The 16,714-nt window shown below is 62.7% G+C and carries 21 protein-coding genes; 6 read left to right on the top strand and 15 right to left on the bottom strand.

The genetic code is table 11. The annotated features are described in order from the left end of the window. Positions 1–106: 106 nt before the first annotated feature. The 15 genes from ATC00_RS18315 to ATC00_RS18385 form a co-directional block, all read right to left on the bottom strand. A complete protein-coding gene (locus ATC00_RS18315) occupies positions 107–1,015 on the bottom strand; it encodes a flagellin N-terminal helical domain-containing protein (protein WP_012706867.1) in 909 nt (302 codons plus the stop codon). A gap of 283 nt (positions 1,016–1,298) precedes the next feature. Continuing rightward, the gene (gene fliP, locus ATC00_RS18320; RefSeq protein ID WP_037378620.1) at positions 1,299–2,036 is read right to left on the bottom strand and encodes a flagellar type III secretion system pore protein FliP; all 738 of its coding nucleotides are present in this window, start codon (positions 2,034–2,036) and stop codon (positions 1,299–1,301) included. 7 nt (positions 2,037–2,043) lie between these two features. Further along, positions 2,044–2,535: a flagellar basal body-associated FliL family protein gene (locus ATC00_RS18325; RefSeq protein ID WP_037378618.1), complete on the bottom strand. Its 492-nt coding sequence runs from the start codon at positions 2,533–2,535 to the stop codon at positions 2,044–2,046. A 43-nt stretch (positions 2,536–2,578) separates the two neighbouring features. Beyond that, positions 2,579–3,289 carry a flagellar basal body L-ring protein FlgH gene (flgH, locus tag ATC00_RS18330; RefSeq protein WP_064253871.1) on the bottom strand — a complete coding sequence of 237 codons (711 nt, stop codon included), beginning with the start codon at positions 3,287–3,289 and terminating at the stop codon, positions 2,579–2,581. Then, positions 3,286–3,825 (bottom strand): MotE family protein, encoded by a 540-nt coding sequence (locus ATC00_RS18335; RefSeq protein WP_064253872.1) that lies wholly within the window; start codon positions 3,823–3,825, stop codon positions 3,286–3,288. Before ATC00_RS18335 ends, flgH begins: the two co-directional genes overlap by 4 nt. Next, positions 3,822–4,937 carry a flagellar basal body P-ring protein FlgI gene (locus ATC00_RS18340; RefSeq protein ID WP_064253873.1) on the bottom strand — a complete coding sequence of 372 codons (1,116 nt, stop codon included), beginning with the start codon at positions 4,935–4,937 and terminating at the stop codon, positions 3,822–3,824. Before ATC00_RS18340 ends, ATC00_RS18335 begins: the two co-directional genes overlap by 4 nt. Continuing rightward, positions 4,934–5,443, bottom strand: a complete 510-nt coding sequence (gene flgA, locus ATC00_RS18345) for a flagellar basal body P-ring formation chaperone FlgA (RefSeq protein ID WP_082912413.1) — start codon at positions 5,441–5,443, stop codon at positions 4,934–4,936. Before flgA ends, ATC00_RS18340 begins: the two co-directional genes overlap by 4 nt. Before the next feature lie 17 nt (positions 5,444–5,460). After that, a complete protein-coding gene (gene flgG / locus ATC00_RS18350; protein WP_014761102.1) occupies positions 5,461–6,249 on the bottom strand; it encodes a flagellar basal-body rod protein FlgG in 789 nt (262 codons plus the stop codon). 11 nt (positions 6,250–6,260) lie between these two features. Further along, the gene (locus ATC00_RS18355; RefSeq protein ID WP_064253874.1) at positions 6,261–6,596 is read right to left on the bottom strand and encodes a flagellar hook-basal body complex protein FliE; all 336 of its coding nucleotides are present in this window, start codon (positions 6,594–6,596) and stop codon (positions 6,261–6,263) included. After that, positions 6,596–7,015: a flagellar basal body rod protein FlgC gene (gene flgC / locus ATC00_RS18360; protein ID WP_064253875.1), complete on the bottom strand. Its 420-nt coding sequence runs from the start codon at positions 7,013–7,015 to the stop codon at positions 6,596–6,598. The genes ATC00_RS18355 and flgC overlap by 1 nt, the downstream gene beginning before the upstream one ends. A gap of 5 nt (positions 7,016–7,020) precedes the next feature. Continuing rightward, on the bottom strand, positions 7,021–7,401 hold the full coding sequence (flgB, locus tag ATC00_RS18365) for a flagellar basal body rod protein FlgB (RefSeq protein WP_037378607.1): 381 nt from the start codon (positions 7,399–7,401) through the stop codon (positions 7,021–7,023). Positions 7,402–7,582: 181 nt separating this feature from the next. Next, positions 7,583–8,134, bottom strand: a complete 552-nt coding sequence (locus ATC00_RS18370; protein WP_064253876.1) for a hypothetical protein — start codon at positions 8,132–8,134, stop codon at positions 7,583–7,585. A gap of 2 nt (positions 8,135–8,136) precedes the next feature. Beyond that, positions 8,137–9,537 (bottom strand): flagellar protein export ATPase FliI, encoded by a 1,401-nt coding sequence (fliI, locus tag ATC00_RS18375; RefSeq protein ID WP_037378604.1) that lies wholly within the window; start codon positions 9,535–9,537, stop codon positions 8,137–8,139. 76 nt (positions 9,538–9,613) lie between these two features. Continuing rightward, positions 9,614–10,339 carry a flagellar basal-body rod protein FlgF gene (gene flgF, locus ATC00_RS18380; RefSeq protein ID WP_037378602.1) on the bottom strand — a complete coding sequence of 242 codons (726 nt, stop codon included), beginning with the start codon at positions 10,337–10,339 and terminating at the stop codon, positions 9,614–9,616. Position 10,340: 1 nt separating this feature from the next. Then, on the bottom strand, positions 10,341–11,120 hold the full coding sequence (locus ATC00_RS18385; protein WP_037378600.1) for a DUF1217 domain-containing protein: 780 nt from the start codon (positions 11,118–11,120) through the stop codon (positions 10,341–10,343). A 182-nt stretch (positions 11,121–11,302) separates the two neighbouring features. On the opposite strand from ATC00_RS18385, the gene motA reads away from it, so the two are divergent. The 6 genes from motA (at position 11,303) to ATC00_RS18415 (ending at position 16,541) form a co-directional block, all read left to right on the top strand. Next, on the top strand, positions 11,303–12,181 hold the full coding sequence (motA, locus tag ATC00_RS18390; protein WP_037378598.1) for a flagellar motor stator protein MotA: 879 nt from the start codon (positions 11,303–11,305) through the stop codon (positions 12,179–12,181). Between the two features lie 5 nt (positions 12,182–12,186). Continuing rightward, positions 12,187–13,134, top strand: a complete 948-nt coding sequence (locus ATC00_RS18395; RefSeq protein WP_037378869.1) for a FliM/FliN family flagellar motor switch protein — start codon at positions 12,187–12,189, stop codon at positions 13,132–13,134. Positions 13,135–13,188: 54 nt separating this feature from the next. Next, positions 13,189–13,764 carry a flagellar motor switch protein FliN gene (gene fliN / locus ATC00_RS18400; RefSeq protein ID WP_037378596.1) on the top strand — a complete coding sequence of 192 codons (576 nt, stop codon included), beginning with the start codon at positions 13,189–13,191 and terminating at the stop codon, positions 13,762–13,764. Positions 13,765–13,791: 27 nt separating this feature from the next. Then, complete coding sequence (gene fliG / locus ATC00_RS18405; RefSeq protein ID WP_037378594.1) at positions 13,792–14,823, top strand: flagellar motor switch protein FliG; 1,032 nt, start codon at positions 13,792–13,794, stop codon at positions 14,821–14,823. Positions 14,824–15,015: 192 nt separating this feature from the next. After that, complete coding sequence (flhB, locus tag ATC00_RS18410) at positions 15,016–16,098, top strand: flagellar biosynthesis protein FlhB (protein ID WP_064253877.1); 1,083 nt, start codon at positions 15,016–15,018, stop codon at positions 16,096–16,098. Next, positions 16,095–16,541, top strand: coding sequence for a hypothetical protein (locus ATC00_RS18415; RefSeq protein ID WP_064253878.1), 447 nt, complete (start codon positions 16,095–16,097; stop codon positions 16,539–16,541). Before flhB ends, ATC00_RS18415 begins: the two co-directional genes overlap by 4 nt. Positions 16,542–16,714: the final 173 nt, after the last annotated feature.

Raw genomic sequence — 16,714 nt, forward strand, 5'->3', positions numbered from 1 at the left:
AAGGAATGCTGAAGCGGAATAAAAAATGCGAAAAAGCCGCGACCGGTCTCGGTCGCGGCTCTTTTCCAGCGTTGCGGCACGGTCAGCCCCCGTGCCGGTTCGCCGATTAACGGAAGAGCGACAGGATGTTCTGCGAGTCGGAGTTGGCGATTGACAGGGCCTGGATGGCGAGCTGCTGCTGCGTCTGCAGAGCCTTCAGGCGGGTCGATTCCTCGTTCATGTCGGCATCGACGAGGCGGCCGATACCGTTCTCGATCGAGTCGCTGAGTTCGGAAACGAAGTCAGCCTGCAGATCGATACGGGTCGACATCGAACCGAGCGAAGAGGCAGCGCTGGTCATTGCGGTGAGCGCGTCTTCGACGTCGGAGAGTGCCTCGCCGAGGGCCGTCGCGTCCATCGCAGAGATGTCGAGGCCGTAAACGTCGTTGCCGTTCGTGCCTGCGGTGCCGAGGATGCCAGTTGCGGTATCGAGACCACCCGCGCCATCGTCAGCAAACAGGAGCGTACCGTCGGCCGCATCGGTCAGCGTGTAGCTGGACGTCTTGATCGAAACAGTCCCGTCCGAAGCGCGGACAAAGCCAGTGACGACGGTCTTGGTCGCTGCCTCGCCGGCAATCCAGTTTTCGCCGTTGAACGAGGCCGATTCCGCAATGCTCAGGAGCTGGTCCTGAAGCTGGTCGATTTCTTCCTGGACCTTTGCGCCGTCGACACCTTCTTCCGTTGCGGCGACGATCTTCGCCTTGATTTCCTTGACGACATCGATGGCCGCTTCCATACCGGCGTAAGCAGTATCGACCTTGGCGGCGCCCATGCCGAGCGCGTCGGTGACCGACGAAAGAGCTGCGTTGTCAGAACGCATGGTGGTCGCAATCGACCAGTAAGCGGCGTTGTCAGAAGCAGAGCCGACGCGCATGCCCGTGGAGATGCGGTTCTGCGTATCTTCCATGCTGGAGGAGATGGAGCGCAGCGTCTGGAGAGCGGCCGTTGCCGAGCTGTTGGTGAGAATGCTTGCCATAATCGTTGTCCCTTTTACGAAATACTATTGGGGGGACATACCGGGCTGAAGAGGTTACCGGTCACGACGATCCGGCATCATGCCACTCGGTTCCGCTCAGCTCGTGAAGGACACCAAACCCGTCGTGTGAGGACGAAATTCGCAGCCATTTCTTGCCAACACCTTAATCGGCGGGGCAGCCCGAAGGCGACGCGAGAACGTGGTGAATCGCGCGTGAAATCCTATACTTAACGGACTGTTGCGAGGTCCCGGAGATGTCTTAACGAGGGACGCCGAGGCGGGCTCAGGTGAAGGAGCGCACCAGGCTGCCGACGAGCAGGTTCCAGCCGTCGATCAGCACGAAGAAGAGGATCTTGAAGGGCAGCGAGATCGAGGTCGGCGGCAGCATCATCATGCCCATCGCCATGGTGATGGTCGAGACGATGAGGTCGATCACCAGGAAGGGCAGCATGATCAGGAAGCCGATCTCGAAGCCGCGGCGGATCTCCGAGATCATGAAGGCGGGCACGACGGCGCGCAGGTCCACCTTGTCGTCGACGACGACCGTCTGGCCCTTTTCGCGGGCGATGTCGATGAAGAGCTGCAGGTCCTTGTCGCGGGTGTTGGCGAGCATGAACTCGCGGAACGGCTCCGACGTCCGCGTCAGCGCCTCGGTCTCGGAGATTTCGTTCTTCAGGAGCGGGTCGATGCCATCGCGCCAGGCGCGGTCGAAGGTCGGCGCCATCACGTAGAAGGTCATGAACAGCGCCAGCGACACCATGATCATGTTCGACGGCGTGGTCGCAAGCCCCATGCCGGAGCGCAGGATCGCAAAGGCGATGACGAAGCGCGGAAAGCTCGTCACCATGATCAGGATACCCGGGGCGACCGAAAGGACGGTCAGGAGCCCGAAGGTGCGGATGATCCAGGAGGCGACAGAACCGTCGACCGGCGTGTTCAGAATATCGGCGGGAAAGCTCTGGGCCCCGGCAATTCCCGACATCGCCATCATGGCGACTATAAAGGCAGTAGTCCGGAGCATAAGCGAATCATTGGATGACGAAGGTTCGGAACATCACATTGGTTACGCGCCCGTCGGAGCGCAGGTCAACCCGTTCCCGGATGTCATCCCGGAGATATTGAAAGCCGCGCGGCCCCTGGATTTGCTGCAGCGACAGGGTCTTCAGATAGGCCGCGATGTCCTGGTGGATTTCTTCGGCGAGCGCGACGTCGGGCGCGCCCTTGAACTGCAGCGCGACCTCGATGCGGACCCAGTTTTCGGCCGGGTAGGCAAGGTTCGTGGTGATCGGCTCGAGCTGGACGATGCCGTTGGCTTCGGTGGCGATCTTCGCAAGGCCCTCCTCGCCGGTGGCGTGCTCAGGCACTTCGGCCGCAGCCTCCGCCTTCTCCGCCGGCGGCGGCGCCAGAAGGGCGCCGACGAGCCAGCCGCCGCCGCCGGCGACGAGCGTCAGCACGGCGACCGCGGCAATGGTCATGACCAGCGACGGGGATTTCAATTCTTTGGTGTCGGTTTCTTCCATCGTGCCGTTCCATGCCGGTCTGGTTTGAGTGGTTGCTGCCCGATCAAATCGGCGAGACGAGGTCGACGACCTGCTGGCCCCATGGGGGCTGCTGCACTTCCATCAGCCGGCCGCGGCCGCCATAGGAGATGCGGGCTTCGGCAATGCGGTCGTAGGAGATTATGTTGTCGGCATCGACATCCCGCGGCCGGACAATGCCGGCGACGTTGAGGATGCGCAGTTCGTGGTTGACGCGCACTTCCTGCGAGCCGCTGATCAGCAGGTTGCCGTTTTCCAGCACGCCGGTGACGACCGCCGCGACGAGCAGCCGCAGCTTCTCGGAGCGTTCTGTCTTACCGTCCCCCTGGGTCTTGGTGTTCGAGCCGTATTCGAGATTGCCGGACCACTCGAAGTCGCTGGTCTGCGATTCACCGCCGGCGCCGAGATTGAAGCCGCTGGAATTGGTGCGGCTGCGGTCGGTCTCGTTGTTGAAGGACGCCTTGTCGTCGATCTGGATATCGACCGTCAGGATATCGCCTACATTGATGGCGCGGGCGTCCTTGAAGAGCGCGGCCTGCTGGTCGTTCCACAGCGAATAGCCGGCAGTCATCTGATGCGGCTGCTTCGGATAGCTGGCGAGCTGCGGCGTCTGGGTGTATTGCAGGCCGCTGCCGATTGGGCTCATCGACGGCGCCTGGCCGATCTCCTTGAAGGCCTGGTTCTGACATCCCGAAAGGAGGCTTGCGGCCAGAAGGGCCGTAAGTTGCAGTCTCATGATGGCTCCTTCGAGGTGTTCGGGTCGCTGGCGCTGGAGATGATGTTGGTGAGCACCGCCGCCTTCTCGTCACTCATCTCGCTGAGGATCAGCGAGGACTGGCGCGCCGGCAGCTTCATGACGATCGCCGCGGCGATCTCCGGCCGTACCATCTCGAGCTTGCCGGCGGCGGCATCGGGTTTCATCGTCTTGTAGATGTCGACGAGCCCGAGCTCCGCCTGCTTCAGGAAATCATTGCGGCGCTTCAGCCAGTCCTCGTATTCGGCCCGGCGCTTTTCCAGCGCCGCTATGCGTTCGTCGACACTCGCCTGCAAGGTTTCAAGGTCCTTGCGCTGCAGCAGATAGCGCTGGTCCCGCGCCGCGTCGGCGATATTGGTGCAGAACTGCTGGATTTCGTTCGTTGCACCGTTTTCGACCGGCGGCGCGGTGACGTCCTGTGCGAAGGCGCCCGGCATTGTCAGCATCAGCGCAGCCGCGGCCGCGGCCACGAGCGTGCGGCGAGACTTGCCGAGAAGATGGGAGAGAGTTCCGGTCATTGCAGCACAAGCTCCGCCTGTAGGGCTCCCGCGGTCTTTATGCTCTGCAGGATCGCGATGATTCCGTCCGGCTTGACGCCGATGCTGTTGAGGCCCGCGACCAGCGAGCGAAGGCTCGACCCGTTGAGGATCGCGACCGTGCCGCCGTCCGACTGCGCCTCGATCGTGGTATTGGGCTCGACGGCCGTCTCGCCGCGCGAGAAGGGCGCCGGCTGCACCACCGTCGGCGTTTCGGTCACCTGCACCGTCAGCGTGCCGTAACTGACCGCGACTTCGTTGACGCGCACATCCTGGCCGATGACGATCGTGCCGGTCCGCTCGTTGATGACGACGCGCGCGGGCACGTCCGTCTCGACGACGAGGTTCTCGATATCGGCCATCAGCCGGGCGAGATCGGCCATTTTGGGCTTCTGGACGAGGACCGACTGCGAGTCCAAGGCTTCGGCGATGCGACCGCCGAACTGCGCGGCGGCAAACTTGTTGATCGCCGCCGCCATGCCGACTGCGGTGGAAAAGTCCGGATTGCGCAATTGCAGCACCAGGTTGAAGCCGTCCTTGAATTTCGACGGCAGCTCGCGCTCGATGATCGCCCCGTTCGGAACGCGGCCGGCCGTGGTCACGCCCTGTGACAGAGCGGCCGCGTCGCCCTGGGCACTGAAGCCGGTGACGACGATCGAGCCCTGGGCCACCGCATAGATCTGTCCGTCGGCACCCGAAAGCGACGTCATGACCAGCGTGCCGCCGCGCAGCGACGTCGCGTCGCCCAGCGAACCGACGGTGACATCGACGCGGCTGCCGGGGCTTGCGAAGGGCGGCAGCGTCGCGGTAACGAGGACCGCTGCGACGTTGCGCGTCCGAGACTCGCCGCCCTGGGTCGAGATGCCGAGATTTTGCAGCATGGCGCGGATCGACTGGTCGGTGAACGGCGAGGAGCGCAGGCTGTCGCCGGATCCCTGCAGCCCGACCACCAAGCCATAACCGATCAGCTGGTTGTCCCGACCGGCCTGCAGCGATGCGACGTCCTTGATGCGCGACGCGGCATAGGCGGGCGTCAATGTCGCCGCGAACAGCAAGGACACGGTCAGCAACCACTTACAAATGCGCACCATCATTTCGCCACCACATGGATCGTGCCGTCGGCCATCACCGTCCCCGACACAATGACACCGCTATCGATGTTGCGGGCGCGGATCAGTTCGCCGATCGCTGCGTCTTCAAGCGGCGAGCCGGCGGCGGTGATCGTCAGCCCGCCCTTGTTGAAGATCAGCCGAACCGTCGAGCCGCGCTCGACCGCGTATCGGTCGCGCAGCGCCGAGGTGAGGATCACCCGTCCCGGCAGAAGCGTGCGCTTCGTCACCTTGCCCTCGACCTCTTCAAGCGACCCGACATAGCCGTCGGTGATATCCGGATTGGTCACGTCGACCACTTCCAGCATGCTCGCCTCGATGGTTTCGCCGGGATAGATGGTCTGCTTCGGGATGACGGCGGTCGGCTGCTGTGCGGCAGCGAGCCCCGGCGACAGCAGCGCGGCGGCGATCGCCGCAGATGCGAGCGATCGCATCAAGCGCGCTTTGCGGCTCTCGACTGCTACCCTTGCGGCGGATCGGCGAAACATCATGTTTGCCCCTCTTCCCGTTACCTGAGGTTCTTGCTCACCGTGGCGGCCATTTCGTCTGCGGCCTGGATGACCTTGGAGTTCATTTCGTAGGCGCGCTGGGCCGAGATCAGGTCGGTGATTTCCTTGACCGGATCGACGTTGGACGATTCCAGATAGCCCTGCTTGACCTGCGCGAAGCCGGGGTCGGCCGGCGTGCCGACGATCGGCTCGCCGGATGCCGCGGTCTGCTTGAAGAGGTTTTCGCCCTGCGGCTCCAGTCCGGCTTCGTTGACGAAATTGGCAATCGTCAGCTGGCCGATTTCCTGAGTCTCGGTCGCGTCGCCGATCCGGACGAGGACCTGTCCGGACGCGGAGACGGTGATCTCGGTCGCGTCCTGCGGCACGGTAATGCCGGGAACCACCGTATAGCCGTCGATGGTGACGAGCTGGCCGGTGGCATTGGTGTTGAAGGCGCCCGAGCGGGTATAGACCGTTTCGCCATTGGGCGTTTCGACCTGGAACCAGCCGCGGCCGACAAGCGCAAGATCGAGATCGTTGCTGGTGTTGACCAGGCTGCCCTGGACATGGAGGTTGCGGACGGCGGCCGTCTGGACGCCGAGGCCGACGATCGCACCTTCCGGCACGATTGCCTGGTTGGAGCGGTTCGGCACGCCCTGGGCGCGCTCCGTCTGGTAGAGCAGGTCCGAAAATTCCGCGCGCGCCCGCTTGTAACCGGTCGTGTTGATGTTGGCGATGTTGTTGGCGATGACTTCAAGGTTCAGCTGCTGGGCGTTCATGCCCGTGGCGGCGATGGAAAGGGCCTTCATGTCACGTTCCTTCAGATCTGCATGCGGGCGATTTCGAGATAGGCGGTAACGACCTTGTCGCGGATGGCGATCGCGGTCTGCAGCGACTGTTCCGCGCTCATCACCGCATCGACGACCTCACGCGTGTTCGCCTCGCCGCGGATCGCCTGCAGCGACGCTCCTTCGGCCGACTTCATCGAGCGGATGGCGTCCGTGGTCATGGTGCCGAGGACTTCGGCGAAGCTCTGCGATTGCGGAGCGGAAGCTGCGGCACCCGGCAGGGAAAGCGCGGTCGAGGCGGTCAGGCTGGTGCCTTCGGTCTCCTTCAGGTTCGAAAACGCGCCGACGGACTGAATTGCATCGATCATTATTGCGAAGCCCTCAACAGGTCGATTGTCTGGGAGATGAGATCGCGGGACTGCTTGATGGTCTGCAGGTTGGCCTCGTAGGCGCGATTGGCTTCGCGCATGTCCGCCATCTCGATCAGGACATTGACATTCGGCATTTTCACCATGCCCTTCTCATCGGCCGCCGGATTGCCGGGGTCGAACTCGATGCTGAAATTCGAATCGTCGGTGCCGAGCCGCTGGATTTCGACAAGCGACGCGCCGCTCGCCCGGTCGACTTCCGCGGCGAAGGAAATCGTCTTGCGGCGATAGGGGTCGGCGCCGGGCACGTCGCCGGTGGAGCGGGCGTTGGCGATGTTTTCGGAAACGACGCGCAACCGCGTCGATTCCGCCTGCAGGCCCGAAGCCGAAACCTTGAGTGCCGAGGTCAAAGGATCCATGGGTGTTATTTCCGTACCGTCATGAGCATCATCCGGTGAAAGGACTTCACCAGCCCGGAATTGAGTTCGTAGTCGCGCTTGATTTCGCCCGTTTTCATCATTTCCTGCTCGATCGCGACGGTATTGCCGGACTGCTGCACCGCGACATCGTCGATCATGCTGACCTCGGTCACCTGCGCGGCATCGGGGCTTTCGGTGAAATGGGCGCGATGGGTCGCCGCCATCTGGATGCCGGTGTTCTGGAGCACGGTTTCGAAGGGCTGGACGTCCTTGGCCTGGTAATGCGGCGTATTGGCATTGGCGATGTTGCCGGCAACGACATTCTGGCGGACCGTCAACCATTGGGCCTGGCGCGACGCGAGTTCGAAAAGTTGAATCGGATCCATCGAATACTCCTCATGAGATGAGGAGGACCCTAGGCGGGTAATCTTGCGTGGGACTTGTCGAGAAACCGGGATGAGGAACCAAGAGCGACGAATTCTCGCCGAGGCTTTTTTGGCGGCGAAGCGCCGCCTCGCAGGATACTGCCGTACGCGGCAGCTCCGAGGCGAGATGCAGCGTAGCACTCTATCTGGACTCGAAGACCTCGCCCTTGGAGGTGATCATCACCCAGCGGCCGTTCCGCTCTTCGAAGGTGGCAAGCCGGCTGTTGTCCGGCAGGACCGAACCGACCCGGACGATATACATGCCGGTGGCGTCCTCGATGAGCGCCCTTCCGTTGGCGACGTGCATCAGCTTGAAGCCGGACGGCTCGGGAAAGGGCTGTTCCAGGCCGGCTTCCGGGTCATGTGCGGCCGCCGCCGGTTGATGCTGCAGCCCGGGTACGGTCGCCGTCGTCAGCCGGTCGATCGCCGCGGCGGTCTCCTGGTCCATATCGGTCATCGCCAGCGGCGAAACCGACACGACGCCGCGGCCGGGGCGCTCCGGCAGATCCCGCGTCGTTCCCTGCCAGAGCGGCGGGATCGAGAACTGATCCTGGTGCAGGAAGGCGTACCAGGGGAAGAAGGTCGCAAAGGCGGCCATGCCGAGGCCGATCGCGCCGAGGACCTTGTCGGTCAACGGCATCTTGGCGTCGCGCCGGCGCTGATGGACGACTTCGTCTGCTTCGTTGTCGGTCATTGCTATCCCTTCGCCCGGATGCCCGAGGCGGGCTGGTTGCCCATGGCGGCCGCCTTCAGCGCATTGGCAAGGTCGGTGAAGGCGTCGGCGGCGGACCGCTCGCCGGGCGCCTGCTTGAGGACGTCATAGATGACCGGAACCTGTTTGATCGCCATGTCGAGGTCGGGGTCGCCGCCGGCGCGGTAGCCGCCGATCAGCCGCAGGTCGCGGGTCTCCTCGAAGCGATGGATGAGCGACTTCAGCCGCGCGACGAGTTTTTCCTGATCCGGCGTCCAGGCCTTTCTTGCCAGGCGCGAAATCGAGGCCAGCGGATCGATCGGCGGATAGCGCCCTTCCTCGGCGAGGCTGCGGTCGAGGACGATGTGACCGTCGAGAATGCCGCGGGCCGAATCGGCAACCGGATCATTGTGATTGTCGCCGTCGACCAGGATCGAGATGATCGCGGTAATCGTGCCGGTACCTTCGGCACCAGGGCCGGCGCGCTCGAGCAGACGCGGCAATTCGGTGAAGACCGAAGCCGGATAGCCGCGGGCGATCGGCGGCTCGCCCGCGGCCGTCGCCACCTCCCGGATCGCATGGGCAAAGCGCGTCACGCTGTCGACGATCAGGAGAACGTTGTCGCCCTTGTCGCGATAGTGTTCGGCGATCGTCACCGCCGTCAGCGGCGCCATTTTCCTCAGCATCGGGCTCTCATCGCTGGTGGCGACGACGGCAACCGATTTGGCGAGATTGTCGCCGAGCGTGTCCTCGATGAATTCCCGCACTTCGCGGCCGCGTTCGCCGACCAGCGCGATCACCACCTTGTCGAAGGCATCGGCCCGCGCCAGCATCGAAAGCAGCGTCGACTTGCCGACGCCGGAGCCGGCGAAGATGCCGAGGCGCTGGCCGAGGCAGAGCGGCGAGAAGATGTCGACGGCGCGCACCCCCGTCTTGAACCCCTGTTCGACCCGCCTACGGGTCATCGACGGCGGTGCGGTGTTGGAGATCGAGCGGCGGATGTCGCCCTGCATCAGCGGGCCCAGGCCATCGATCGGCTCAGCCAACGCATTGATCGTGCGGCCGCACCAATTGTCCGTCGGAGCGATCCGGAAGGCGCCCTTGCGGATGACCGTATCGTGGATGCCGATCGGATCGCCGGGCTCGATCGGGCAGACGACGACCCGCTCCGGTTCGACGCGCACCACTTCGCCGAGATGGGTGCCGGTCGCGCTCTTATGCGCCACGAAATCCCCGAGCCGCACATGGCGGGAAAGACCGCTGACGGTATAGTGCCCCGGCGAGATCGTCTGGACATGGCCGCCGGGCGCGATCGAAAAATCGGGATTGGCATAGCGCTCGACGAGGCCGGCAAGCGCCGCCAGCGAAGTCGATGCCGGAATGATGTCAGTGCCTTGGCGTTCCATGCATATTTCCGTTGCAGTCGATCCCGGCCGGTTGCCTTGCGGTGAGCCGCGTCACACTTCCCTGCTTCGCTCTAAACTAGCGCTCGCCGCCGAGCGCCTTGATCGCCTCTTCAAGCGACCCTTCGCTGTCGCGCATCAGGGCGGTGACATTGTCGAACGCCCGGGTCACCATGATGAGCTGCGTCATTTCCTGGACGGCATTGACGTTCGACTCTTCGAGGAAGCCCTGCATCACGCCGACATCGAAGCGGTCGACGACGGGTTCCGGTTGAGCGGCCGGCATGACGGCACTGTTGTCATAGCGGACGAAGCCGCTGGAGAAATCCGCCTCATAGAGGCCGAGCAGCGCGACCTGGACGCCGTTCTGGTGAATAGCCCCGTCGGCACCGACGGTGATCTCGCCCGCTCCGCCGTTTAGCTGGATCGGCGCGCCGCCGGCATCGAGCACCGGATATCCCTTGAGGGTTACCAGTTCGCCCGTTTCCGTCAGCGTGAAGCGGCCGTCGCGGGTCAGCGCCGGGCCGCCGGGCGTGTCGATGTTGAACCAGGCGTCCCCCTTTACGGCGAAGTCGAGCGCGGAACCGGTCCGCGCCAAGGCGCCATTGCTGGTGCTCAGATATTCCTCGCCCTCGGATACGTACGAGACGCGGGTGGGCTTCGTGTCGCCGAGCACCTGATCGAACTTCACTTCCGTGGAGCGGAAGCCGACCGTGTTGGCATTCGCGATATTGTCGGCAAGCGTGTTCAAGCGCTTTTCAAGCGCCATCTGCGAGGAAAGCGCCACATAGAGGCCGGTCTGCACGTCAGTGTCCCCCGAGTTTCAGATTGTTGATGGACAGGAGCAGGTCGGGGGAAATTCCGTAGCCGCTCGAAGAACCGAAAACCGCAAGCGGATCGTAGCCGCCGGAAGAATTGTTGATTTCCCAAAGGGCGGTGAAGCGATCGATGAAGGCTGCAAGCTTTACCGGATCCTGGAAATCCTTGAAGTCGATTGCTTCCTCATAGGCCTTGGCCTGCCGGTCGACGTCGGCCGCGGCAAATTCCTCCGGGAGCTGCAGCGCCGTCCGCACCACCTGTGCCAGCGCCTCGTCGGCGATGATCTCGTAGCCGCTGGTGAGCAAGGGCGCCGTGCGCTCGAAATAGAGCGCCAGCCTAACGCCGGTATTCTCCTCGCCGGCATTCTGCTCCAGCGTCTGGCGCGTGTATTTGTTGACAACGCCCTTCTGCGCAGGGTCGAAGGAGGTGGCCGTGTCGCCGTGCCGGGCGAAATTGAGCGATTCGACCAAGGCCTTGTAGCGGCTGTCCGCCAGCTTGTTGGCAAAGGCGCCTTCGCTGTCGACACCCTCCGTCAGCACCTTGCGCATGAAGGCCTTGGCGTAGGCCATGTCCTCCAGCCCGTGCGCTTTCATCGCATAGTCATAGAGCCGGCTGTCGGCAAAGAACTCGTCGAGCGTTTTGATGCTGCCGATCCTGGAAAGGTAGTATTCCGTCTCGCGCGCCACCTGCGGCTGCTCGGAGACGCGCTCCAGCGAGCTCGTAAGGTCGGCGGTTATCAGCTTGTAGCTCGTATAGGTCGTCGTCACGATCGCTCGCCTGTCCGGAATGGCGGCCCGGCGCGATGGCCCGACCTTGCCGAATCCTGCCTCTATTGGCTTGCGCGAACCTGTTCGGCGCGGCGGTCGCGAGCGGCCCTCACGGCCAGCCTCACGCAAGGAAGAAATCTTATTCCGTCGTAGGTAAATCACGATCGCGACAGGTATCGACAATGAACATCATCATCGGGCTCCTTGTGACTTTCGGCTGTATCCTCGGCGGCTACCTCGCCATGGGCGGTCACCTGGAAGTCCTCAACCAGCCTTTCGAGCTGATGATCATCGGCGGGGCCGGCATCGGCGGCTTCATCATGGCCAACTCGATGAAGGTGGTGAAGGATACCGGCAAGGCGCTCGGCGAGGCGTTCAGGCACAAGGTGCCGAAGGAGCGCCACTACCTCGACACGCTCGGCGTGCTCTACAGCCTGATGCGCGACCTGAGAACCAAGTCGCGCAACGAAATCGAGGCTCACATCGACAACCCAGAGGAATCGCCGATTTTCCAATCCGCGCCGACCGTCCTGCAGAACAAGGAACTGACGGCGTTCATCTGCGACTATGTGCGGCTCATCATCATCGGCAATGCCCGCTCGCACGAGATCGAGGCGCTGATGGACGAGGAGATCCATACGATCACTCATGACAAGATGAAGTGCTATCACGCCTTGACGAGCATGGGCGATGCGCTGCCGGCGATCGGCATCGTCGCGGCGGTTCTCGGGGTGATCAAGGCGATGGGCGCCATCAGCGAGGCACCGGAAGTGTTGGGCGCGAAGATCGCCGCCGCACTCGTCGGAACGCTGCTCGGCGTCTTCCTCTCTTACTCGATCGTCGGTCCGCTTGTCGCCAACATCAAGGCCGTGCGCGAAAAGCAGAACCGGCTGTACGTCATCGTCAAGCAGACATTGCTTGCCTACATGAATGGCTCCGTTCCCCAGGTCGCCCTCGAATATGGCCGCAAGACGATCTCCGCCTATGAGCGACCGTCGATCGATGCGGTCGAGCAGGAGATGATGAACCCCGGCGGCGGCGGCGAAAGCAAGGCGGCTTGAACATCATGAATCCGAGCACCGCATCGAACGTCTACGCTTTCGACAAGAGACTGCTGGCGCGCATGGCCGGCGCGCTCGGCGACGACAAGACCATCGGCCGCATCGCTCTCGATCTCGGCCATGTCTTCAGCGAGCGCCTTCCCGATTTGCTCAAGCAGGAGACGGGGCACGACATTGCGATCGGCTATGCCGGCTTCAAGATGGGGCTCAGGAACGAACTCATTGCCGAACTCGGAGAAGCGGCCCTGCTCAGCGACGTTACGCTGCGCAACTGGTGCGCCGATTTCCAGATCGGCTGCGACAGCCCGGTTCTCATCACCCTCGTCGAAGCCCTGCTCGGCGCCGAGCCCACCGACATCGAGGAGCCGCTGCCGCGGGCACTCTCAAAGATCGAGATCGACGTGGCGGTGCCGGTCTTCGAGGGCATCGCCGAGGTCGTGCGCATGGCGGTCAATGCGCCGGGTAGCTTCGAGCCGGTGGTCGCCCGGCCGCATAACGGTGCCGAACGGCTGCCGCCCGACCCCGCCCTCGAGGATATCTACGCCGCCTCGATCGACATGACCTGCGGACTTGGGCCGGTGCTTTCCACCTTCTCGGTGATCGTTCCGCAAAGCGTGCTGCTCAAGACCCAGATAGTCCCGCCCCGGAGCGCCGGACAGAACGACAGTATGAAGACGGATTGGAGCGAGCAGCTCGAGGAGCAGATTCGCCGCTCGGCCGTGACACTCGAGGCGCGCATCCAGCTGGAAAGCCTGACGCTCGATACGATCAGCCGGCTTCAGCCCGGAGACGTGATCCCCTTCCATGACGGCCAGGACGTGCGGGTCGAGGTCAACGCCAATGGTCGCGATCTCTATGTCTGCGAATTCGGCCGGTCAGGGGCGCGATACACGGTTCGTATCAAGGACACGCACGGGTCCGAAGAGGACATCCTTCGCCACATCATGAGTTAACCGACCTCGCATCGCAGAATGCCTGAGGCAAGCTTCAACTGGAATAATCCGCCCATGGTACGCAAGAAAGCAGCATCCATCGAAGAACAGGCCGCATTTGCGGGAGACGTCGAACTCGACCAGGCGATCGACGACCTGCGCGGCGTTCTCAAGCAGGACAGTGCGGCAACGGATTTCGGCGGCGATTTCGGTGCCGCCGAACCATTTGGCCAGGCCGGGGATTTCGGCGGCGATCTCGGTGCTGGCGGCTTCGGTGGCGATTTCGCTGACACGTCCCTGGGCGGCGGCCTCGATATGGGTACCGGTTTTGCCGGCGGCGATTTCGGCGGCGACGATTTCGGAGCCGCTGCGTCCGGCGCTGCGCCGGGCAGCGGCATGTCGTCCAATATGGACCTGATCATGGACATTCCGATCGATGTCCAGATCGTCCTTGGCACGAGCCGAATGCAGGTCTCCGGCCTGATGGGCCTGACCGAGGGCGCAACGATCGCGCTCGACCGCAGGATCGGCGAGCCGGTCGAGATCATGGTCAACGGCCGGGTGATCGGCCGTGGCGAGATTACCGTACTCGAGGGCGATGTGACCCGTTTCGGCGTCAAGCTCATCGAGATAAAGGGCAGCAAGAAATAGTCCGATGATCGGGCGAGGGATGAATCCATGATGGATTTCGAAAGTTTCGAAGGGCAGGCACTGGCCACACCGCTCAGTCAGACGGAAAAGGCCGCCGCCGTGCTGCTCGCCATGGGGAAGTCCGTGGCCGGTAAACTGTTGAAATTCTTCACGCAGAGCGAATTGCAGGCAATCATCGCCGCGGCGCAGTCGCTGCGCGCCATCCCTCCCCACGAGCTCGAGGCGCTGGTCAACGAATTCGAGGATCTGTTCACCGAAGGCGCCGGCCTGATGGACAATGCCAAGGCGATGGAGAGCATTCTCGAAGAGGGCCTGACGCCGGACGAGGTCGACGGCCTGCTGGGGCGGCGCGCCACCTTCCAGTCCTACGAGGCAAGCATCTGGGACCGGCTGCAGGAATGCGATCCGGTCGCCGTTGCCGAGTCGCTCGCCAAGGAACATCCGCAGACGATCGCCTATGTGCTTTCGATGATGCCTTCTAGCTTCGGCGCCAAGGTGCTGCTGCAGCTGTCGGACAAACAGCGCCCGGACATCCTCAACCGCGCCGTCAACATGAAGAATGTCAGCCCGAAGGCTGCCTCCATCATCGAGACGCGCGTCATCGAGATGATCGACGCGATGGAGGCGGAGCGCAATTCGCCCGGCCCGGCGAAGATCGCCGAGGTGATGAACGAACTCGAAAAGAAGCAGGTGGACACGCTGCTCGCCTCGCTGGAAACGATCAACACCGATTCCGCCAAGAAGGTTCGGCCGAAGATCTTCCTGTTCGACGACATTCTCTACATGCCGCAGAGAAGCCGGGTGCAGCTCTTCAACGACGTCTCGACCGACATCATCACCATGGCGCTCAGGGGTTCGGCTCCGGAACTGCGCGAATCGGTCCTCGCATCCGTCGGCGCACGCCAGCGGCGCATGATCGAATCGGACCTTGCAGTCGGCGATGCCGGCATCAACCCGCGCGACATCGCCATTGCCCGGCGCTCGATCACCCAGGAAGCGATTCGGCTTGCAGCCAGCGGACAGCTCGAGCTCAAGGAAAAGGAATCGGAAGCCGCTTGATCGCGGATTCTTCGGCGCGGTGTCTCACCGACACCAATGGGCGAACTGATTTCTGTTGAGCCGGACGCCTTCTTGACGTCCGGCTCTTGCGCATGAGGCATGAGCGGTCCACGACAGGGGCTGTGGGGCACGTCGGCGTCGGCCGATTAGGAGTGGCCGCGGCTCCTGGCCAGTATGGGAGCTCCCTGTTTCATGTCTGAAGATCAGGACAAGGACAGTAAAACCGAAGCGCCGTCGGAGAAAAAACTCTCCGATGCGGCCGAAAAGGGCAATATCCCCTTTTCCCGCGAAGTGACCGCCTTCGCCTCGACGCTCGCGGTCTACATCTTCATCGTCTTCTTTCTTTCCGAGGGTGCGGCGAGCACAGCCGAGGCTCTCAAGGACATATTCGAGCAGCCGGAAGCTTGGCGGCTCGAAACGGCAACGGATGCCGTCGGGTTGATCTCGCACGTCATCCTGAAGTCCGCGGGCCTGGTCATTCCGATCTTCCTGCTGCTCATCATCTTCGGCGTCGGCTCGTCGATCTTCCAGAACCTGCCGCGGCCGGTGCTCGACCGGATCATGCCCAACATGAACCGCGTGTCGCCGATCGCGGGCTTCAAGCGCATCTTCGGTGTTCCGGGGCTGGTGGAGTTCGCCAAGTCGCTGTTCAAGGTCATCGTCGTGTCGATCATCGTCGTCCTGGTGCTGTGGAACGATTATTTCGCCACGCTCGACCTGATGTTCTCGGATCCGGTGACGATCTTCGCCACCATGACCTCCGACCTGAAGCAGATCGTCACCGTCGTGCTCCTTGCCACGGCAGTGCTGGCAATCGTCGATCTCTTCTGGACCCGCCATCATTGGTATAGCGAACTGAGGATGACGAAGCAGGAGGTGAAGGAGGAACTAAAGCAGTCGCAGGGCGATCCGATCGTCAAGTCGCGGCTGCGGTCGATGCAGCGGGATCGCGCCCGCAAGCGCATGATCGGTTCCGTGCCGCGTGCCACGCTGGTGATCGCCAACCCGACCCACTATGCGGTCGCGCTCCGCTATGTGCGCGAAGAGAACGACGCCCCCGTCGTCGTGGCGATGGGGCAGGATCTGCTCGCCCTCAAGATCCGTGAGATTGCCGAGAAAAACGGCATTCCGGTGTTCGAGGATCCGCCGCTCGCACGCTCCATGTTTGCACAAGTCTCGGTAGATAGTGTCATTCCACCGGTGTTTTACAAGGCAGTCGCCGAACTCATTCATCGGGTTTACGCAGCTCAGCCGCAACAAAAACGGGTGACATGATCTTGAAGAAGTGCGAATTCTCCGAAAAACGCGAAAGACTAGTGGCAGAGGCGATTCGTCCGGTAGCGACAGAACTGCGCCTGATCGACGCTGCGGACTTCATCGCGCTCCTGCGGTTCGAGTCCCATGCGAGCCTCGCCGATCTGGTGGAATCGGCGGCGGAACTCTACTTCCTGCCGGGGACGGTGAATTTCGGCCTCGGCGGCAACTACAATCTCGACTGGAACAGCTGCCCCGAAATCATCTTGGATCTCGAGTTGAAGCCCCGCGGCGTGACAGTCTATGCGCGCCTCGTGCTTGCCGGCGAAGCGGCGGGTATCGAGATCAGCCACATCAATTTCCAGCATCCCTCGACCGATCCGGACGAGAATACCGCCTTCCTCGCCAGGAGCCTGGAAGAGGCGAAATTCGTCAAATCCTACCCCCTGCCGCTGGCGAGTTGAGCGAGCGGTTAACAACTTCGTCGCTGCAACAGGCTTTGTGTTTGTCCCTCTCCTCGGATTTAACCCGAGGAAGGGGCAAATTTCGCGGAAAACCTAGTCTAGTGCCCATCCATAAACGCCTGTTTTTCTGCGGTTTTGCAAGGTTGTTTGCCGGCTGACATCGTTTCTTGGGA

Source organism: Sinorhizobium americanum, from assembly GCF_001651855.1.
Taxonomy (GTDB): domain Bacteria; phylum Pseudomonadota; class Alphaproteobacteria; order Rhizobiales; family Rhizobiaceae; genus Sinorhizobium; species Sinorhizobium americanum.